The 22,517-nt window shown below is 47.4% G+C and carries 12 protein-coding genes; 6 read left to right on the forward strand and 6 right to left on the reverse strand.

The window, feature by feature from the left end; translation table 11 throughout:
* A complete protein-coding gene (locus tag BMX95_RS15375; RefSeq protein ID WP_081203324.1) occupies nucleotides 1–738 on the reverse strand; it encodes a LuxR C-terminal-related transcriptional regulator in 738 nt (245 codons plus the stop codon).
* 467 nt (nucleotides 739–1,205) lie between these two features.
* On the opposite strand from BMX95_RS15375, the gene BMX95_RS15380 reads away from it, so the two are divergent.
* The 6 genes from BMX95_RS15380 (at nucleotide 1,206) to BMX95_RS15405 (ending at nucleotide 10,890) form a co-directional block, all read left to right on the forward strand.
* Complete coding sequence (locus tag BMX95_RS15380) at nucleotides 1,206–2,438, forward strand: hypothetical protein (RefSeq protein ID WP_081203325.1); 1,233 nt, start codon at nucleotides 1,206–1,208, stop codon at nucleotides 2,436–2,438.
* A gap of 17 nt (nucleotides 2,439–2,455) precedes the next feature.
* Entirely contained in the window at nucleotides 2,456–3,118 is a 663-nt protein-coding gene (locus BMX95_RS15385; RefSeq protein ID WP_165759064.1) for an RNA polymerase sigma factor, read from the forward strand.
* Between the two features lie 80 nt (nucleotides 3,119–3,198).
* Nucleotides 3,199–4,389 carry a FecR family protein gene (locus tag BMX95_RS15390; protein ID WP_081203327.1) on the forward strand — a complete coding sequence of 397 codons (1,191 nt, stop codon included), beginning with the start codon at nucleotides 3,199–3,201 and terminating at the stop codon, nucleotides 4,387–4,389.
* On the forward strand, nucleotides 4,386–7,709 hold the full coding sequence (locus BMX95_RS15395; RefSeq protein ID WP_081203328.1) for a TonB-dependent receptor: 3,324 nt from the start codon (nucleotides 4,386–4,388) through the stop codon (nucleotides 7,707–7,709). The genes BMX95_RS15390 and BMX95_RS15395 overlap by 4 nt, the downstream gene beginning before the upstream one ends.
* Before the next feature lie 62 nt (nucleotides 7,710–7,771).
* On the forward strand, nucleotides 7,772–9,307 hold the full coding sequence (locus BMX95_RS15400; RefSeq protein WP_081203329.1) for a RagB/SusD family nutrient uptake outer membrane protein: 1,536 nt from the start codon (nucleotides 7,772–7,774) through the stop codon (nucleotides 9,305–9,307).
* Nucleotides 9,308–9,432: 125 nt separating this feature from the next.
* Complete coding sequence (locus BMX95_RS15405) at nucleotides 9,433–10,890, forward strand: TlpA family protein disulfide reductase (protein WP_133054030.1); 1,458 nt, start codon at nucleotides 9,433–9,435, stop codon at nucleotides 10,888–10,890.
* A 93-nt stretch (nucleotides 10,891–10,983) separates the two neighbouring features.
* Here BMX95_RS15405 and BMX95_RS15410 read toward each other — a convergent pair whose 3' ends face one another.
* The 5 genes from BMX95_RS15410 to BMX95_RS15430 form a co-directional block, all read right to left on the reverse strand.
* Nucleotides 10,984–14,088 (reverse strand): glycoside hydrolase family 2 protein, encoded by a 3,105-nt coding sequence (locus tag BMX95_RS15410; protein WP_081203331.1) that lies wholly within the window; start codon nucleotides 14,086–14,088, stop codon nucleotides 10,984–10,986.
* A gap of 5 nt (nucleotides 14,089–14,093) precedes the next feature.
* Nucleotides 14,094–17,702: a glycoside hydrolase family 2 protein gene (locus BMX95_RS15415; RefSeq protein ID WP_081203332.1), complete on the reverse strand. Its 3,609-nt coding sequence runs from the start codon at nucleotides 17,700–17,702 to the stop codon at nucleotides 14,094–14,096.
* A gap of 214 nt (nucleotides 17,703–17,916) precedes the next feature.
* Nucleotides 17,917–19,428 (reverse strand): SGNH/GDSL hydrolase family protein, encoded by a 1,512-nt coding sequence (locus BMX95_RS15420; protein WP_165759065.1) that lies wholly within the window; start codon nucleotides 19,426–19,428, stop codon nucleotides 17,917–17,919.
* Nucleotides 19,429–19,472: 44 nt separating this feature from the next.
* Entirely contained in the window at nucleotides 19,473–21,170 is a 1,698-nt protein-coding gene (locus tag BMX95_RS15425) for a glycoside hydrolase family 99 protein (RefSeq protein ID WP_081203334.1), read from the reverse strand.
* A 238-nt stretch (nucleotides 21,171–21,408) separates the two neighbouring features.
* Entirely contained in the window at nucleotides 21,409–22,515 is a 1,107-nt protein-coding gene (locus BMX95_RS15430) for a glycoside hydrolase family 99-like domain-containing protein (RefSeq protein ID WP_081203335.1), read from the reverse strand.
* Between the last annotated feature and the right edge of the window lie 2 nt (nucleotides 22,516–22,517).

Consider the following 22,517-nt stretch of genomic DNA (forward strand, 5'->3'; position numbering starts at 1 on the left):
TTAAGGCAGAATATGATTCTGGTAAGCAAAACTGACCAGGTGCGGCAGGCTTTTCACATCAAACTTCTTATATAAGGGTATGATCCTTTTTTCAATAGCCGATTGCGATACACCATAGTGGTGAGCGATCTGTTTAAATGAGTAGCCTTTGGCCACAAGCGCCAGGGCTTCTTTTTCTTTTTTACTTATACCAACATAATGGAATGCAGTTCCTTTTAGCTCGTCTTCAAAAGCCGATTTTTCAGGACCATACACATAACAACGCATTACTTTCCCAAAAGTAATGCTGTGGCTGATCTGGGAGCGGCCTATAATCTCCACTACCCGGCCGGCCTCGGCCCTGAACACCCCTACCCTGGAGATCAGGGGCACTTCGTGCCCTTCTTTATGCCGCTTCTTTACCTCGATGGCAAAGCTGTACTTTTCAAGATCCTCTTTAATGCGATGCAGGAACATCAGGGCGCGATCGTTCAATTCGTTCGAAAAGGGTGCGTATTCGGGTGTTGTACTGTTTATAATAGTAAACATATTGATCTCCTCATCTTTGTACCCCAATACATCTTCCCAACCCTCTGCATAGATCATCCGGCCCTGCTGAAAAGAATAGATGTAAACAGCTTCTTCGGGAAATTTAGGGATGGTTTGTTTGAAACGTTGTGCTTCCGGGCCCGACAAATCAGCCGGAACACCTGTAATATGAGACTTTGAGTAGTCTCCAGCCCCTGGGTTATCGCTCATTGTGTAAATAAGAAGATTAGCTAATGTTGTTACCTGCGGTTTTTCGCAGTTGTCTGTCGAAGGGTCCAGTATTACATTTGCGCTGTTGCTAAATTATAAAAACAGTAGTGAATTCAAAAATATCCCGCGGTATTCTTCCTTAATGATACTGGTTCCACTCAGGAGAAGCGGCGGACGGTTTTTCCACAGGTTTTATTATCGGGTTATAGTCGTGCACCGACATGCTGCAAAAAAGGATCGCTCCAGCGGTCCTTTTTAACTTGACAACATAAAATTTATTAATATCTGCAGGTGCTTATAAAAAGAAAAACCCTCCCAGCGCCGGGAGGGTTTCCTTATTAATAATTTACATATCCATTAATACCCACTATATTTTTTAGCATGGTTTTGCCCTATTAATACCTTATTAAGCAAAAATTAAGGCCGCAATTGTTTATTACAGGTTTTACAGCCATCAAAAACCTGCTATGCGTTCTACGATTGTTGCCATTTTTTGCCTGCTGTTATTCCATGCATGTAGTCACGCACAAAAAGCTGACTGGCAGTTTACCGGTAATGGCATTTCGCGCGAAGTGCTGGAAAACTATCTCGAAAAGTCCATTACCATGGTGTACCTGTTGGTACCGCATGCGCCCGAAGGCAGCCGCACTTATCCTTATCATGGGGATGATCTTCGCATGGTACAACACCTCGGTGCCAAATTCATTGGCCGCGCCATTTACCGCTGGGGCGGGGAAAGTTTATTAAACCAGCCTGCCTTCTGGGATACTGCCCAATCAATCATCCACCGGCTTCACCGGTATGATGGGAACATCATCTTTCAGGCCTGTTTGTTTGAGATCGTTACCGAACAGGTGAACCAGGTACCCATACCAAACTGGGTTTTTAAAGACTTTGGTTTGCCTGTTACAACAAGAAATTTTTCCTACACCGCTATGTTGAACCGGCAGGGCAAACTGGTTGATCACTGGCGCAAAGGAAGCAGCGTGCCTGATATCAGTGAAACCGAAACCCAACTCTGGTTTTATTACCTGGCAGGCGCATATATGAATGTAGGTTGTGAAGCCCTGCACCTGGGTCAGGTAGAACTGATCGGCATGAATGATCCCGACAAAAACGCCTGGGAAAAGGTGATCACTAAAATACGGGGGTATGCGAAAAAACATGCCCGCCGGCATTGGGTACTCCTGGATGCCCATGTTCCCTCTGGCGGCATGGTAAAAAACAATAAAAGCCTGCTCGATTTTAATTCATTCCCGTTGCGCATAAAAGAAATCCCGCAAAACCCATACGAAGGTAAATTGCAGGTAAACTTCCTCGACGGCATCTATACAAAAAGCAAAGGCGGCACAACGCCCAGCGGCTGGCCTTGCGAACACCTCCCCTACCTGGTTGAGTTTGATAATTTTGGCCGCGACAAACAACCGAATGTTGCAGACACCACCACACATTTCGTTTGGGGCTGGGATGAAATTTCCTGGCTTTCGCTGCAACCCGAAACCTATCGCAACCAATGGCTGCAATATGCTTTTCACTGGTTAAAACAAACCGATACCAACGGCCATCTTGAAATGCCAGGCTGCCGCATGATCACCTGCCCCAACGAATCGCAGGGCAGTTATCGCGCCAATACAAAAAGCGACGCCTGTCCGATAGGCTATTCACAGGAAGAAACGATCAAAACATTATGGGGCCAGTAACCAGTAATGCAAGCCATATGCAAACAGAATTGCTAACTTCATCTATCTCCATTTCCCGGCGATTCAATAATTATTCCAATACCCGGCCCGTGCCTGCAGATGAACCACTCCTTTTGCAAAGAACGGCCGATGGCGACCGGGAAGCTTTTTCAAAACTCTACAGCCATTATGTTCCTTTACTGTATAAGCTCTTGTATCCACTCACCAATGAGAACCGGCAGGATACCGATGAGATCATCCAGGATATCTTTCTGCAGATCTGGGAAAAAAGAGAGGTGTTGATTGCCATTCAATCCTTTCAGGCCTATGTATTCAGAATGGGCCGCAATATGCTGGTGAGCAGGCACCGGCGGGAAAAAGTAAAACAGCGTTACATCAGGGAAATAGAGTACCGGCAGCAGGATCAATCCGTGCAACCACTCGACCATGATATTTTGCGGATTGAATACAGAACGATGGTAATGGAAGCCATCAACTGTTTACCTCCCCGGCAAAAAGAAGTATTCAACCTTCGAACTTCCGCCGATCTTTCCTTGAAGGAAATAGCCTGCCTGTTAAAGATCAGTTTACCCGCCGTAAAGAAAAACCTGTATACGGCCATTCGCAGCATCAGGAAGCACCTGCACGAACAGGGGGGCTGGCTGCTCGCCTTTATCTGTTGCCTGATAAAAATTTTATAGAAGAATTTATTTCCATAGGTATACTTTATTACCTCAAAAGCGACAGTTATATAAGCCGCTGCTGTAATATATTAAATAGTATGTCTAACGAATTTGCTGAAGCCACCTTGTACAAGATTGCTACGGGGAACTATACACCGGAAGAACTGGCCGCGTTCCTGAAAGCATTGGAAGCCCTGGATGAAGCCGCATATGTACAGGTTTACAATAGATTATATGAGATAGTTGCCCAACAGTCACCTGGGCCTCCCGATGAACGGTTCAAAGCACCGGTGCTACCCATGCGCACCGGCATCCGATGGACAAAATGGCTGGCCGCAGCAGCAGTGTTGCTGGTTGCCGGCTCCGCGGTTTACTGGTTCACCACCAGGAATACATCCATTAAGCCAGTTCCTTTTGTAACGATAAAAACGACACCCCCGATCGATGCTGCTCCTGGTGGTAATCACGCCACCCTCACCTTATCCAATGGCAGTGTGATCCTACTTGACCAGGCTGCAACCGGTGATCTCGCTCACCAGGGCGGATCAAGGATAGTTAAGTCGAACAATGGTCAACTGGTATATTATCCAGCCACTACCGGCACTACCGCCATTGAATACAACACGATCTCCACGCCCCGGGCCGGCCAGTACCACATAGTACTTCCCGATGGAACGCATGTATGGTTAAACGCAGCCAGCTCACTCCGGTTCCCCACTTCGTTCACAGGCAAAACACGCGAAGTGGAAGTAAGCGGTGAAGGATATTTCGAGGTAGTTAAGAATAAGAACATGCCCTTTAAGGTTATTACTCCCCCCCTTCCGGGGGGGCCGGGGGGGGCCGTGCAGGTGCTGGGAACACACTTTAATATCAATGCTTATGAAGATGAAGAAGTTGCCAAGGTGACTTTGCTTGAAGGAAGTGTAAAAGTGGGCAGAGGGCAGCAGGCAGCGGGCAGAGAAGGATCAGTAATCCTAAAACCCAACGAACAGGCCACCGTAACCCAGCCATCCCTAACAACCCAATCCATCCCGGTTCAGACAGTGGACGTTCAAAAAGCCATCGCCTGGAAAGACGGTTTTTTCGAATTCAACAACCTACCACTGCCAGCTATTATGCGACAGATAAGCCGGTGGTACGATGTAGATGTGGGTATGGAAGCCAGCTATCCCGACAAACGCTTTGGCGGCCGGATCAGCCGGAAGCTAAACCTGGCCAGTATCATCAGTATGCTTGAAACCTATGGCGTTCATTTTAAAATGGAAAACAAAAAATTGATTGTTATATGAAAATAGTAAACCAACCGCTGTTAGTAATGAAGATTACAGCAATTTTATTATTGGCCACCTGTCTGCAGGTAAGTGCGCACGGTTATTCACAAACCGTTACACTTTCCCTGAAGAACGCCACCATGCAAAAGGTCTTTGCCGAGATCTCGCGCCAAACGGAGGTGTCAATAATTTATGATGAAAAACTGTTCGAGCACTTTTTACCGGTTAGTATCAGTGTAAAGAAGGTTCCTATTCAGGAAGTACTGGACGCCTGTTTGAAAAACCAGCCTTATGCATACCGCGTAAAAAACACCATCATAACCATCCGCGACACTACTGCCTTTGCCAAAGCGGATGACAAACCCCGCGTCGTTGTCAGCGGAAAAGTAACTGGTGATAGTGGAGAGCCATTAGCCGGCGCTACGGTAGCCTTGAAAGGCAGTGGTACCAACACCACTACTGATTCGGCGGGTAATTTCGAACTACAGGTGGCAGATCCTGCACATGCCGTGCTCGTGATCAGTTTTGTAAGTTATGCCACGCGTGAAATACCCCTTGCCGGAAAAACAGTAATAAACATTACGCTTACGCTCGATGTAAAAGCCCTTACCGATGTGGTGATGGTGGGTTATGGCAGCCAGCGCAAAAGAGATATTACCGGCTCCACTGCAACCGTAAAAGCAGAAGAGATCGCCAAACGGCCACTGGTTCGGGTTGAACAGGCCCTCCAGGGTACCGTGGCTGGTGTTAACGTGCAAAGCAACAGCGGCCAGCCCGGTAATAGCCTTACGGTAAGGATCAGGGGCGCCAACTCTATCACCGGCAGCAATGAACCGTTGTATGTGATAGATGGTTTCATCGGCGGCAATATTGAAAGCATTTCCCTCACCGATATAGAATCCATTGAAATCTTAAAAGATGCTTCTTCTACTGCCATCTATGGTTCCCGGGGTTCCAATGGCGTTGTTCTGGTTACTACAAAAATGGGTAAGGAAGGCAAACCGCGTGTTGATTTCAACCCCTGGTTCAGCAAGGCAGAGATCCCGGGAAAACTCAAACTCATGAATGCCTATGAGTTTGCCAGCATGGTGAATGCCCGTGATGCCGACCTTGGTAATGGACTTAGTTTTTCACAAACCCAGCTCGATGGTTTTAAAAACAATCCGGGTACCGACTGGCAAAATGAGATCAGGACCAAACCCTGGATCAAGAGTTATCAACTCAGTGTTTCGGGCGGTTCTCCCGGCGTAAAATATCTATTCTCCTTTAACCTGCTCGACCAGCCCGGCCTGATCCTGAACCAGTATTATAAAAGGGCCACATTCCGGTCGAACGTAGAAGCAAAGATCAGCGACCGCATCAGCCTGAAGGTATACCTGAATGCAGTAATGCCAAAGAACCGCAACACCAATTATGCCGGTGATATCGTTGATCCGTTTGCGCAGGCGTATGAATGGGACCCTACTACCCCGGTACGCGATTCAGCAGGTAATTTTATTCTGCAATCATCACATGCGTCTTTGGGTATTAACCCGGTTGCACAGGCCACGAATCAGTTGGAAGATGGCAGCAGTACCTATCTCGCCGGGACCGGGGTACTAACCTGGAAGATCCTCGACGGGCTCACCTTTACCAGCAATACTACTTATGACCGCAATTCGTATTACAATCAATCATTGCGTGGCCCGGGCACCTCTAATTATCTGAATGGTTCCGATTACGCCCAAACCATTGCAGGCCGGACCTGGAGCTGGCAAAGCAGTAATTTCCTTACGTACAACAAGCGCATTGCTGATCACAACATCACACTTACCGCCCTGTACGAAAGAAAACAATATGAAGGCATGAGCTCAACGGCAAGGGCAACTAACCTTTCCAGTTATGCCAATGGCTATTACAACCTGGGACTGGGCGCCAGCCAGCAAACCAGCAGCAACTACGGCGCCGATGCGCTGCAATCGTATATGGGCAGGGTGAACTATTCCTACAAAGACAAATACCTGCTTACTGCCAGTATCCGTTCTGATGGTTCTTCGCACCTGATAGAAAAATACAGCACCTTTCCATCAGTGGCGTTGGGCTGGGTGGTAAGCAAGGAAGATTTCATGGCCTCTTCCAAAATATTCTCCGATCTGAAAGTGCGTGCCAGTTATGGCGTTACCGGCAACCAGGCGGTACCACCTTATGCCACCATCAACCAGGTACTTACCGGGCCACAGGGTCCCTGGGGCGGTACACCCGGTTATTATTTTGATGGCAGTGCACTCACCATCGCTACCATCCTTGGCGCACCGGTATCGAAGTCATTGAAGTGGGAGAAGAACACGGCTTATGATGCGGGTATCGATGCCGCTTTCCTGCACGGCCGGTTATTATTTACAGTAGATGCTTATTACAAAAAGATCACTGATCTGCTGTACAATTACCAGGCGCCTTTTTACAGTGGCGGCGGTTCTTACATCCGCAATATGGGTAGTCTGGAAAACAGAGGTGTCGAATTTGCCCTGGGCGGTACACCCGTAAACACACACAAACTACGCTGGAATACCAATTTAACGCTTTCGTTCAATCGAAATAAAGTGGTGAATCTTGGCGGGCTCGACAGCGTAGTGCTGGGAAATATCGGCTCGGCCCAAACCAACCACTCCATTCTCATCGTAGGCCAGCCGCTGGGCAGCTTTTATGGCTACCAGTACCTGGGCACCTGGAAAAGCAAAGACGCCAGCGCTGCGGCTGCTTTCGGCAACAAACCCGGCGATGCCCGGTATACCGATGTAGATGGTGATAACAAATATACTTCCGCCGACATGATGCTGATCGGTAACGGGAACCCCCGGTATTCGTTTGGATTCATCAACGATGTCAGTTACGGCCATTTCACCCTGAGTGTAATGATCCAGGGTACGCATGGCAACAAGATCTATTCAGGTACTTTCCCTTATACGTTTGGTGAACAGGGCGATGCCCGGCATGCCACCAACCGCGATGTACTGAACAGATGGACGCCGGGTAATGAGACCGATATTCCAGCCTTCAGCAAAACCGGACAAAACTTCGTAAACAGCAGCAGATGGGTATACGATGGCAGTTATATCAAACTCAAGAACCTTTCCATCAGTTACCAGGTTCCGCAACAACTGTTGAAAAACATAAAAATGCGCAGCCTGGAATTATATGTGAGCGGACAAAACCTGTTTATGATCACCGATTATCCGGGCTATGATCCTGAAGTATCCAATGCCAACTATGGCATCTATCCTTCTATTGCCCAGGGTTTGGAAACAGGCGTGATCCCCAATCCAAGAACATACACCTTTGGTTTACGGGCAGGTTTTTGATAGAATCCCCTCCTGGGAGGGGTAGGGGTGGGTTTCTTCTTTAAATTCAAAATAATCATACAATGAAAATATATCCATTCATATTATTTGCTCTTGTGGTAATCACCGGCTGTCAAAAGCTCGATGAAGATCCGAAAGGCAATCTTACTCCGGAAAGCTTTACCAGTCAGAAAGACCTGGATGCAGCTGTGGCTGGTATTTATGAAGTATATGCCTGGGATGGCGCTTATGGTTTCACCAGCCGCATGTGTTCTTATTTTGGGTCAGATGATCTGACTACCGACCCGGGTCTTAATAAACAGGACCAGCGCGATTTTGACCGATTGAACGGAAGCAGTACCAATGGCAGTTTGAATGCACAATGGGAAGGCCCCTGGCGTGCCATTTACAACGCCAATAACGTCATCGCCAATTATCAACGCATCAAAGGCGATGAAAACCTGAAAGCACGCGCGGCAGGCCAGGCTTATTTTTTAAGGGCCTGGGGATATTACATGCTGGTGCGCACCTTTGGACAGTTGCCGCTGGTACTAACGCCCATCGATGCAGATGCCCGGCCGCCGCGGGAAGAGGTAAGTAAAATTTATGAGGCTATTATCAGTGACCTGAAACTGGCCCAAACGATGTTACCGGCCCCTAACGCTTCCAACTATCCGTGGAAATCGGAACCCGGCCGCGCCAACCAGTTTGCAGCCACGGCGTTGCTGGCCGATGTATACCTTACTATGACCGGCTGGCCCATCAATCAAACCAGTTATTACGCACTGGCCGCTACAGAAGCAGAATCGTTGATCAAACAAAACTTTTACGATCTGAATACGCCTTACGACAAGGTTTTCAGCACCAATGGCTCCTCCGAGTCTGTCTTCTCCCTTTATTTTAAAGTGAGTGGCAACCTGCCCCAGCGCGGTTTCGGGGCCTCCTGTGTACCACTCGATGAATCAGGCATCGATGCGTCTGGCGGTTGGGATGATTATTATCCCGAGATCAACTTTTACCTTAAAGCCCCAGCCTGCACCCGTACAGATGCTACGTTTTATACCACACTTAAATTGAAGCAGCCCGGTAATGTCTTCAAGCTGGTTCCCTGGCATTCAACCGAAACCCATGCCGGCCATCCTTATTACAAAAAATTCAGGTCGGGTCTTAATGGCGATGGCGTAAAAGAAACAGACACGTCGATCCTGAGCATTCAGGCCAGTACCAACAAAGCACTTGATATTATCCGTTACCCAATGACCCTGCTGGATTATGCAGAAGCATCGGCCATGGCCAACAACGCCCCTACCGCCGACAGTTATAATGCCATTAACCTGGTGCGAAAAAGGGCGGGGCTTCCCAACCTTACGCCCAATTTATCGGCAACCGCTTTCCGCGATTCAGTGGTATTTGAACGCGCCTATGAATTTGCCGGTGAGTTTGGTATGCGCTGGTTCGATGTGGTGCGGTTACAATTACTGCCAACAATCAACGGCGATCGGCACGCCTCGGAAAATCCGATCGTGCCAACAGCTATCAACAACCGGTACCTGGCGCCCATCCCCTTTAATGAAATGCTCAGAAATCAAGCCGTCTGGAAACAGAATTCAGGTTATTGATCTGTTTACGGGCCAGTTATAGAAAAGCCGTTCCCGTTAAGTCGGGACGGCTTTTCTTTTAATATGTTAAATAGCTCCTAATAATAACTTTACTGGTATAGCTGCCCGTTGTAAAAAACGTAGCATTGCAAAATTTTTATCTGATGCACCCCAAACGACTGCTTATTCTATTCGCATTTGTTCCTTTTATTATAAATGCACAACCTTTATACAAGTATGGTTCTTTTGTGATCAAAGGCCAGGTAAAAAATTATAAAGAACCCCTGTTCGACTTTGGTATGACTACCTACCTGAATGGCGTCACCAATTCGGTTAAAGTACAGGCAAACGGAAATTTCGAACAGCAATTCCCGATTCAAAACAGACAAAACCTGTATTTATACCTAAACGATGATGCCCTTAGTTTTACCATCCAGGACAAAGACACGTTAATCCTTTATTGGGACGAAGCCGATTTCAAAAACACCTTCACCGTAAAAGGGAATAATGAGACCAGAACAAAGGAACTGACCGGACAACTGGCGATCTGGTATCAATTCCGTACCCCATTCATGAAATTAAATGATACCTTATACCGGAACACCAACTTAACAACCGATAACAAGTATGCCCTTATAAATGACCTGTTCAACCGGCATGTGAAGGCGGCAATCGATCCAGGTTATTCCAATTCACGTAGTTCAACCCTCCTGCTTTTACAATTATATTTCCAATATGCCCATGTGCTGCAGTCACAAGGACTGATACCCAGGTATAACCTGAAATTTATCAAAGACTCCACCCATCCTAATGATTATCTGCCGAATTACACCACGCAATATGAAGACTGGTTCTGGAATGTGCCCGAGTACAAAGATTTTATGTTTGATTATCTTCGTTTTACCAGGCCATTTAACGCCTATGTACCTTACAATAATATTCCGGAAAAACCATTCAACCCTACGCTCGACGAATATCATTTAGCCCTGGCCAATTTAAGCGCCCCCAACATGAGGGATTGGTTTATTACAAAATCGATCCTGCTTGGTTTCGAACATTACAATTTTACGGATGTAGAAAACGTGTATAAACTAGCCGCCAATACGCTTACCTCCCCTTTCCTGAAAGATACGTTACAGCATTTTTATGCCGCCATGAATCGTTTAAAACCAGGCAACCCGGCACCGGGATTTTCTTTAAAGAATGACCAGGGGAAGCTGGTCTCTTTAAGCGATTTCAAAGGGAAAGTTGTTTATATCGATTTCTGGGGTGTTGGCTGCGGGCCCTGTATCTATGATATAAAAAATACGGTACCTCAATTGCATGAACACTATAAAAACAAGGATGTGGTATTCATCAGTATCTGTGTTGATGCAACAGAAAGTGAATGGAAAGAAGCACTGAAACAATATAAATTAGATGGCGTTAACCTGATCGCAGAAGACTGGATAAAAAATCCGGTGTGCAAAACCTATAATATTAACGCAATACCTCATTACTTACTTATTGATAAAAGCGGAAAGATCAGTGACAACAATGGGCCAGGTGTCAACCGCCTCGATCTGGGAAGCGGGCAAAACCCCATAGATCTTTTACTGAAATAAAATTCCCTTCATAAAACAAAACCACCCGAAAAGAATTCCAGGTGGTTCACGTGTAGTTGCACGTGCTGACAAAACTGATTGCTGTTGTCTATATTACGGTTTTTCAAATGCTGATTCCAGGTCTTTCAGAAAGGCTGGCTGGTTACAGATCAGCTTTCCTGAAAAAGATCCATTTTCTCCACTGCCAATTAGTTTGATCATAACATGATTCCAGCCCTGGTGTAACCGGAGCGTGTTGGCTATAGCTTTCCCTGATTGCGCATTATTGATAATTTGTTTATCGTTCAGCCATACCTGTATCCCATTAGCGGTGTTCACTTCCATACTTACTACCGGAATGTTCGGTTCTATCAACAGATCGTCCAGCGACCGTGGGCTTAACACCCAAAAATCCAACGAGCGGGCATCGCCCTGCTTTTTCGCTTTTGAAAAATCAACGGCCAGTTCGCCACTCTTCAACAAAGGTTTACCGGCATAACTGCTGTCAGTCATTGATACACCCATGTTAGCGAGTAACAGCCGCATGGCTTTTTCTGCTTTATCAATCCGTGGTGCTGCAGGCAGGGTGGTAACGATCAGTTTGCCTTTTCCCATTGGCCGGCTGATCAAAACAGCACTGGCAGGTTTTGCTTCCAGTTCAGATCGCAACACCATACCCGTTTTCGCATACTCGGGTTGTTTATTCCATTTCAACCAGTCGGTTTCGCAGGCTTTTAACAATACCCGGCTTTGTTTTACCAGCGGACCGGCCATCGCCTGTTCCGTGATCTCGGGCGGCCGCATTTCTGAAAAATACAGATCGGCAGCGGTGACGCCGGCAGCGATGGCATCCGGCGTTTCTGTTACCAGCGAAGACACTTTTCTTGCATTCAGTTCCAGTTTAGCCGGAAGCAGTTCATTCAATACAGGTAAACTACCCGGTTGCACGCCCCATATCACTACGGTACCACCAGATGCGGTTACTCTTTCTATCAGTCCACGCTCAGGAGCAGTAGGTACATTCGCACCATCGATAAATAACAGGCCAGGTATTTTGTTACCGCCATATTCTTCAAAAGTCACACCGGTGTGTTGTAAGGAAGCGGCTAACGTGCTATTGGTTCCCCCCAGCAATTGTACCGATGCAACCGGTGTTACTACCGGCGGTTTTGCCGGAACCGGTTTAGGGTTCATCCATTTATTGACTATACCCGGCGAGCCTGCGTCTCTGATGGCATCAAACAAAGGCCAGGTACGGTATAACGGCAAGGATGCATCGTAACCGGGGTTCAACGTAGTACAATAAGGGCCCAGGCGTTCGGGTTGTACACCCGGTTCGCCTTCTTTGAAGTGAGTGAAATAAACACCATCGTTTATCTCAGGTGCGCGGGTAATATCCTTCAAACCCAATGGCAGGGGCCGCAAGCCATACCACACCATATTGAACACACTTTGATAAATAGCATTCCGGTCGCGCTGTCCAATCAGCGACTGATACGAAGAAGCAGCAACCCCTTCCATCCGGCCTTCAAACGATTCATAGGCGCGCATGCCATTGGTTTCCCCTACCTGGGCGGGCGTACCATAATAAGCCATACCAGCCTCTCCTACGCCCCAGGGTTTGCCATTCTTTTGCGCCCTGTTCATGGCGTCTGTTCCACCATAGTGAACAATGTATACCGGCAGGCGCCCTTCCCCATCGTCTTCCCCATCGGCCGAGATCCATTGGCGGGTAGGATCAACCTGGCGGCAGATCTCCGCCCATTCACCATAGTATTTTACCAGCGTGTCTTTCATCCCCGGCGGGTTATGCATTACACCCCGCACAATGGGCATTATTTCATTGGAAACACTCCAGCCAAACACCGAAGGATGATTGCGATCGCGCAGGATCAATTCTTTTAAATGTTGTTTGCTGTCTGCCCAGTACAGCGGCTCATTCAATTTAGGCCCCCCATCACTTGCCCACATCGCGGTTTCATCCAGTACCAGGATTCCCATCTCATCAGCCACATCCAAATAAAACTCAGGATAAGGTTGGGCATGTAACCGCACTGCATTTATTTTTGCATCACGCATAGCCTGGTACCAGGCCTGTGCATACCGGCGGGTCATTTGCGGAATACCTAAAAAATGCCAGGAGTCACCGCGCATGGTTATGGCCTTCCCATTCAGCAACACTTTATTTCCTTCCAGCGTTACCTGCCGCCAGCCAAAACGGGTACTTTTTGCATCCGTCACTTTTCCTTTCTCCCGCACCTGTGCCACCAGGTTATACAGCAGGGGTGTTTCAGTTGACCAGTATTTCAATTTTCCTTTCACCGCAGCTGCCAGCATTATTTTTGTTTCACTATGCGCAGGCATTTTTATTGTTTTAGCCGGTAATGACAAAGCACCGGCAATGGCATCCAATGAAACAGTAGCCGCTTCTGCCTTTTCATTCACAAGGGTTAGTTCTGCCTGTAACGTATCGGCATTAACCCGTGGCTGAATAAACACATTGGAAATATGCACCGCAGGCAGGGCCACTACAAACACATCCTGCCAAATGCCGGCAACATGCTGCCCCCAAAAAGAACCTGCCTGGTATGTACGGCGGCCATATTCACTTCTATGATCAAAAAGCGAAGCCTTCCGAACACCTACACAGATCTCATTTTCTTTGCCCGGTATAACGACATCGGTTATGTCCAGATCAAAAGGAAGAAAGATGCCGAAATGGGAGCCTGCCTTTTTTCCATTCACCATTATCACCGCATCACCAGCCACCGCTTCAAAATGTAGCTGGATCCGACGGCCCTTCCAGCCTGCAGGCACAGTAAATTTTTTCTTCAGCCAACCCATTTTACAACTCTCCCAGACAACCGGATAACTGGGATAACAACGAAAATCACCACCCTGCCCATCCCTGTTGGCAAAACTGTTTACATTCCAGGGTGAAGGAATGCGAATGGGTGTTTGCTCCCAGGCATTGTCATTCAGATCAGGCAGTGCGGGTGTTGGATCAACTCCTTCTTTAAAACCGGATGGTAAAGCCACCGGTTGAAATTGCCACAAACCGTTCAGACAAAGATCATCCCGATATGGTTTTTCGGCTGTTTGTACCAATCTGTTCGATGGAGCAAATACTTCCTTGTATTCCGTTCGCTGGCCATAGTGTTTCAAGGGCAAAGCCAGTGTTATAAAAAAGTAAAGCGATCGTTTATTCAGTAACATCATAGTTTTTATTGCATCAGGTAATTAAGCATGTTCACCAATAATTTTCCAGCTACCGGGTCTGTAGCGCCTTTTTCCAAAGACATTGTAGACACCATTGCCTTTCCATTGTCTTTTATGGTCATTATAGTAGTACCCTGAATCGTTTCCATGTGTTTTGCCCGTTCAGGCATTTCACCGTTTATGTAACCGTGGATCCTAATATGTTTCGCCAGTAATTCCACATTGGCAGCTCTGTTTACTTTCAGCACCGAATTACACACCGTGGGTATTTCGCGTTTGTTGTTATTGAAATAGCGCAGGTCCATCAGGGCGAGGCCATCAAAAACAGGTGATTCCGGAATATCCATATTCACGATCTCGCCTTCAGTGGGTTTGAACCAGCCCCGGATGTATTCAGGATAAAGCGCTTTAGCCAGCGACGGCCCGTTCAACAGCAACAGTTTCCCGCCTTTCGCCACCAGTGATCTTACCCGCTGTAATTGTTCGTTATTGAGGTCAGCCGAATCGATACCCGCCAGCACATATACATCGGCGGTTTGTTGCAGGGCCGCATTTACATCAGTGGCTGCGGTGTACCGAAGATTCAGAAAATCAAAAACCGGTTGCAGGTTACAACGATCGACCAGCACAATTTTCCTGGTGCCGGTAGCCGCATTCCATTCTTTGCGGGCCAGCACCAGTTTGTATTCATTGGCACTTACCTCCTTACCCTTCTCCTTAAGCGACAATAGCAGCTTGGCATTTACCCGCTCCTGCGGTAAATTGGCCGGTAGCGTAATGGGCGGCGTTACCCATTCCCGGCCATAATAAGCCACCGGGTTTACGGGTTGGGTTCCTGACTGCAGCAACTTTCCATCTTCCCCTACCAGTTTCCATTCCAACACCGATGCCGCCAGTTCTGTTCCTTCTGTGCGATCGTTTGCCACACAAATACGTACTGGTAACGGGGCGCCTTCGTAGAAATGCCGCCCCCATAATTCAGCGCTCACCAAAATCGGCTGCATGGCGCGTTGCATTGCATAATAGGCAGGATATGGTTCTATCTTTTTTGCATCATATACACTCCGGAACCAGGTGAGTAAGGCAAAATGAATAAAACCAGCGGCCTTATCATTGCTTCTCCTTAATGCTTCGGCCAATTCGCCGGTTATAAAAGATTGCGCTTCGAGGAAGTAAGCCGGGTTGTTGTATTCATACGCCAGGTCGCCTATCAGCGATTGCGGTGTTTGGTGCACCAGCGTGTAAAACCGTGTGGGATGGCCGGTTTCGCCATTGGGATAACCGGTTGACATCTCCTGGCTGATGAGCGGCCGCCCTGCTGTCCAGTTCTCCTGCTGAAACTCACCATTGAACATTTTAAAGATGTTGTAATCGTACCAGTTGATATAGCTGTGTACATCGTCTATATCCCCATCATCGATGCCACTCATAAAATCATCGCCAAATCGTTTGGCTTTGCCTTTGCGTTTATAATTAGAATCAAAACACATAGGCCGGGTAGGATCAACGGCGCGCATTCTTTTCACCACCTCTGAAATGATGGTCATTTTTTCTTTGGCGCGTGCCAGGTCGGGCTCATTATCATAGAACTTCATTTCGTTGTTCACCGTCCAGAACAAAAGCGAAGGATGGTTGCGGAATTTCTTAAGCATATCCATAAACTCATCGGCCCAAAGATCAATCAATGAGCGGTCGGGCATGGAGCTAGCCAGCATCAGCCAGGGCCAGGTGCCTTCAAAACTTACCCCAATGCCTTTGCGGTCGGCCGCGTCCATCCACAATTCATTATAGGGAGCCGTATGCGTACGCGTTACTTCCATATTACCCGCCTTCATCACCTCGTAAAACCGGTCGGCCAGTTCGCGGTCGTTGGGCGCCAGCGCAAAAGGTGTTTGATTACCGCCACGCAGCCAGTACTGTTTCCCATTCAGCCAGAAATAACCGTTCTTCGATTCAAATGTGCGGAACCCGGAACAGATAACGGTGCTATCGATAATGCGACCGCTTTGTAATACACTGAAGGTGAAGTCATACAGATTGGGCGTTTGCGGTGACCACAACAATGGTTTCAGGTCTTTTACAGAGTAGGTCAGCTTTTTTTCTTCACCCGCATGTAATACCGTTTGTGGCAATGCGTCGCCTTTGTATAACAAACTGCCTTTTTTATCAGCGATGTTAGTGGCTATAGAAAAAGTTTTATCCTGTTTGCTGGTATTGGCAATTGTAATATCAAAAGTGGCGCCCGTTAGACTGGGTTGTATAAATACATCTTTTATTTTAAGCGGATCGGTAATCACCAGCGACACCGGCTGCCAGATCCCGGCGGGGTCATTTCCGTAAAAACCATGCGCCAGGTCTTTCAGCATTTTGTTGGTCACTTCAACACTCACGGCCACGTCTATTACTTTATTGGCATCCTTTACGTCTTTTACGTAATCCCGGATCACTTTAACGGCTACCAGGTTTTTACCTGGCTTGAACAATCCTTTGCCATTCACTTTGAAATCGCCAAACATGCCGGTATGTTTACCTGCCAGCGAACCATTGATCCATACTTCCGCTACTTTCGATACGGCATCAAACGCCAGTTCGGTTTCCTTATCCTGGATCCCGGCCGGCAACTCAATCCACTGCCGGTACCAGGCCGCATTCGTTTTCTGGTAATCGAACGTATAGTTTTCGCATCGTTCAGTTTCTTTTCTATAATATACATCCGACACCCCTTTTGAATGCGGACCAAAAGTCTCCCCATGTAACCAGATGCGAATAGGATTCCAGAAATCGGGCACATGCATCGAGTGCCAGTTTTTGTCACCCACCGAAGGGGAAACGGCATCCTGCTCATTAGCCAGCTCGTATACCGGCATAAACAACCATTGTCCGTTCAATGAAACCGTTGTACGGGCCCCACTCAATTTGTTTATGGCCATCGCCTGATAGGCCTTTCGCTCAGTAACGCGTTTCTTTTCCTTATCGATTTGCGGCGAGCTGTATTCCTTACGTGGGATATTTTTGAAGTAATCATCTGGCAGTTCCTTTACCGCCAGGTCATCATAATCGGTAGGCAACCAGCCGCCACCCAGGATCACTTTGCCCGAAGGCGCCAGGCGGCTGTTCTTATCTGTTACATCTATCCGGGGTAATGTTTCATTGTTTAAAAACACCCGGATGCGATTATCACACACCTCGATTCGGAAGGTATACCAGGTATTGGCCACCGGGTGAAAATCGAGTGGCCGCAAAGCCAGGAATTCATCGGTGCCCATATAGCCCATGCGGCTCAGGTACAGATTATTTTGCAAACCACCCCGCAAGCCTATCACATACCGATCGTTGCGGTTGTATTCCCGAAACCCCGCCCATATCTGCACTTCTTCTTTACCTGCCTGCGAACGGGCTTTAAACGTAATCGCATAATTGGTCCATTGTGCAGTACCAAAACTGGCATACGCCTCTTGTGTACTTAATATACCATTGGTCAATTTACAAGTACCCCTACCAGTCTTTTCATAGAATGTCGGCTGCGAATTAAACTGCTCTACTAATGCAAAGCCAGTCTGTGAGTTTGCATGGATACACGATAATAGTAAAAGACTTACAACAAGTTTTTTCATTTATTCTTAGTTCTGAGTTCAAGGGCCTCCCCCCGCCCCCTCCGGTGGAGGGGGAGTTGGGAAGCCTCGCTAATAATTTCAATATGCCGGTCGGCGAGATTCCTTGCCGCGAAGAAGCCCACTGCCCACTGCCCACTGCCTACTGCCTTTCTCCCATTGCCCATTCCCCATTGCCTTTCTTCTCTCTGCCCTCTGCCCTCTGCCTTCTGCCCTTCTAAGGAATTATCCTAAACCCATCCACCTTTGTAGTAACACTCCCCGTCTTGGCATGATAGATCCTGATAAAATTGATCGCATTCAGATCGGGAGTACCATTGGTGGTTCCGGCGGCACTGATCGGTTTGGTGATCAGGTTCCAGCCATTTACGAGCGGGCCGATATTCCAGTTGTATTCGCTTACGTCATTGGTGCCACCACTTCCTATTTCAATTTGATTGGAGGCGCTTAGTTTGCTGACGTCAGAAACATAATACCAGAATTGAATAGAACCGGTAGCCGGAGATGCACCGGTATTAATGGACGTGGTAAATACTTTTCTAAATTCCTCAGTACCGCTGCCCACTGCCTGCAAGGCGCCTGTGCCTTCTTTTTTATCTGTTGTGTTTAGCGATAAGGTGTTACCGGATGTCCAGCCGGTAGTGGCATCACAACGATCCAGGTACAACGGTGTGGCCGAACTTAAATAAGGGGTAAGAATTGGGTTAAGCAGGTTGGCGATCTTTCTGTTACCCGCATCACTGGGATGTAACCCATCTGTATAATCGGCTGTAGTGACCCAGTTGGTAGTTTCAATATAGATCAACCTGCCATCGCCTGCATTTTGCCGGGCATTTACTGCTGCTTTGGTGGGTACCGATTTAATACCATTTAATAAACATTGCATCACAAAGATCTGGGCATTGGGGAACCTGGTGCGCACATTGGCCAGGAAGGAGGTCATAGCGGTTTGAAAAGTAGCATCAGGCACCTGTTTACCATTGTCGTTGGTGCCTAAATTGATCACTACCAGTTTGGGGGTGTACCTGGTAAAATCCCATGCCGGTGAGGAAAGATTATTAGGCGACTGTAAATTAAAATAACTCACCTCCATACCCGGGTAGGTGCCAAACCCATTGGTTAAAGTAATACCGGGATAAGCAATCTGCGTATGTTCTGTACCCATTGCCTCAGAACACACCCAGGCATAACCGCTTACGTTGGCCAGAGAATCGGTATAACCTGCGGTAATGGAATCCCCTATCCATTCAACCAGATCGGTGTTTACCGGTGTCGCTAATGTGGTAGCACCGGCATCGAGTACCAGCCCCTGGAAGTTAAAAACGTAATCATAGTCTTTCCCCTGAGCCACACTTACCGTGTGGTTTCCATTGGCTAACGCAGACGGGGTTAAATTGACCGTACCCGTTACACCGATATAACGTACCCAGGGGCCATTATCTATTTTTGCATAAAAATTACTTGTATTGCCCAGCTTTACTTTTACCGTTGTTCCGGTAAATCGTACCCTTATGTAAGCGCCGCCCCACTTGCTTATATATTGCGTGGAATTGCTAAAATCCCATCTGCCAAAATATTTGATATTGGTATCTCTCAGATTGCCGTTCCCCAGTGCAATGCTTGCAGACTTCGTTTGCAGCGTTTGATCATCAAATTTTTGAGTAGTTAACGCTTCCATGGTCTTGGCACAGTTATAATGCGCTACAGACATCAGTACCAATGTTATCATGCTGGCCATTTTCATCACAGATATCATAGTTCGGTTATTTATAGTTATGGTATGATTTCGATTCGATCCAGCCTGGTGGTGACAGCACCCGTTTTGGCATGATAGATCCGAAACCAGTTAATGGCATTCAAATTGGGCGTGCCACCTGTTGTACCTGCAGAAGCAAATGTTTTGGTGATCAGGTTCCAGCCATTTACCAGCGTGCCGATATTCCAGTTGTATTCATTTATGTCATTGGCACCACCGCTTCCTATTTCAATCTGGTTGGAAGTTCCCAGTTGGCTAACATCCGAGACATAATACCAGAACCGGAGATAACCAGAGGCAGCGGTAGCGCCGGTATTATAGGGAGTTAATACTTTTTTGAATTCATCGGTGCCGCTGCCAACTGATTGCAGGGATCCTGCGCCTTCTTTAAAATCTGTTGTATTTACCGACAATGTATTAGCCGATACCCAGCCGGTAGTAGCATCGCAGCGATCGGGCGAAATCGTAAACTTCGTACTATGTGTTGCCTGATAAGGGATCAATCCCTTCATCATTTTCTGTCCGTTGTTTACCAATCGCAGGTAGAAATCCGAGGACACCTGCACGCCGTCCGCGTCCAGTGTAAGGAAATATTTACCGGCCGGGATGTCAGCATTGGTTTCTGCACATTTAAAAATAGAAGTGGCTTCCTGCGCTTCATCAAACATGGCTACATAGGCGCTTTGCACACCGGTATTTCTGATACCGGCAAACATCTGCCACATAAAATCACCGTGTAGCCGCGGGATCTCGTTACGGGGTTTAACTGTTTGTCCGCTGTTATTGGAAAATGCGAATCCTGCGTATACGCAACCCTGATAATCTATATCTCGGGCAGAACACCAGGCCAGGTCGCTGGTATAGGAAGTTTGAAAATTGCCCCGTTTGCCTACCCACCACGGCATGATCATATCAGTTGCTTCGTAAGCCGTCACATAAGCCGTGTCGGTGGTAAAGTTGGCCACAGAACCGATGATCACATAACAACCCTGCGCTTTAAACCAGTTGATCTTACTCACCCAGTCTGCAGCGGCACCCCGGCCTGAAAAACCAACGCCCCAAAAACAAACTACCGGTTTGCCATTTTGTTTGGCATAATTGGGCGAAGCGGTCAGGTTCAACGTGCCGGTGAGGGTATTCGTCCAGTCGATATCGATAGGATCGGTGGCTTTGCAATCATACATGATATAAAACTTGCGGCCATAGGTTTGTGCCGAATTCTCCATCATGGTGGCAATACCGTCGAATTGTGCTTTCTTCACACTGCCCACTACAATGGAACTGCCGAAACGCTGCAGCGCAATACAGTCAATACCGTTCTGTTGCATCCACAGGCAATGTGTATTGGCTACCTGCTGATCATAAGAAGAAAACATTTTGGCAGGACGGCCATTACCCAGGTTGCCACTATAAGGGGATTGCAACACCCCATCCTGATAAAACGGAACGGGCGCATAGGAGTTGGTATATTCTGCTAGCTCAGGCCAGGTTTCAAAGTTCTGGTGCTGCCAGCTGTTATAGGGCGATCCATCGCCGGCAGCCGCAAACCAGCCCTGGTAACCCACGGTTAGTTTGCCCACCACATCGCCTGGCGGGGATAGCAATTCAACTTTTGCCTTTTCCTCCGTTGCCGGAAGGGCAGTTTCTGTAATTACTTTTTTTGCACAACCGCCTGCAATAAAAACAGCGGCCAGCAAAAGGTGTTTCTTTTTCATATAACAAGTGTTTAATGGCAATGGATTTGTTTCATCCGCTGCGTGCAGCACATAGGCACTGATGATAGCGGTGGGTATTGATTTGATTAATCTGGAATGAAACACAGGGAATAATATTAACATGATAAACCCACCCCTACCCCTCCCGGGAGGGGATTCCTTAAAACAAGCATTAAGCTCGCCACCGCGCTGAGGTGTATTCCTTTCTGCCTTCTGCCCTCTGCCTTCTGCCCTCTGCCTACTGCCTTTTAAACTCCTCCCGGGTAATATTCAAATACAACTCCCCATAACTGTTAGCTGGTTCCAGTTGCATGTCTTCATCCCATTTATTCCACGAGTCAACCAGAATAAGCCGGGTGGTGGTACTGGCATTCATCTTGGCTACGTTGCACAGTTTGCGGTACATATCACCATTGTCAGTGCGCGGGTAATTGGGGTTAACACTGGTTGGCTGGGTAATTTTCCAGTTATAGGCCGGTGAAATGTTAGGCACATAATCAACAGCCAGATTATCGGCAAACCATTGTTTTGAATATTTCCAGTTCTGGTCCATTGTCTGCGGCAGCATCCACCAGCGGTCCCAGTTATTGAGTTGTGAGCTGTACGACTGGTGATAGATGGCATCTACACTGTTCTGATACCGGAAGGGATAGCGGGCCGGTGGCGTCCAGCGGTCCTGCATACCTACTATGTACAATTGAACCCCTAATGCCGCTACCCGGCTGCGCAGCGTTTTATAGATCGTTGGATTGTCGTTCGAAAACAGCTGTTGCGCATTCATGATGTACAACAGGGCCTTGCCGTCTGTTTTCATATAGTTGGTGTTGGAAAGCAAAGCCGCTACTCGTAATACATCCTGGTAGAATTGCTCCAGTTTCACGGCATCTTTTTCCAACGGAGAGGTAGTGGAGATGGCATAGGTACCACTACTGAAATTATAGGCCAGGGCAAATTTCATATTGGTCGTATTGGCATCCAGGAATGATTTGATGACCGTGGAGTCTGATTTATAGTTGTTCGCATCGCGGCTGGCTGAGCGGAACTGGAACAGAAAATAATCAAGGCCCGCTTTACCGGCGTATTCAATGTGTTTACTCATCACGGCCGGTGGTACTACGCCATTGGGCATGGAATATTTGCCCACCACCGGTACTTCAGTAACATTAGCATTGAAGTTGCCAGTGTTATAATACCAGGCGCCTACCACAAAATCATCGGTTACGGGCACCTCTTTAATTTCGTAATTCAAAATGTTATCGGAAGCAAATTCGCCACTGTCTTTTTTCACACAGGAAGAAAACAACAACACCAGGCATCCGTATATGATAAAAGCAATTCGTTTCATAC

Origin of the sequence: Niastella yeongjuensis (genome assembly GCF_900110245.1) — a bacterium.
GTDB lineage: Bacteria > Bacteroidota > Bacteroidia > Chitinophagales > Chitinophagaceae > Niastella > Niastella yeongjuensis.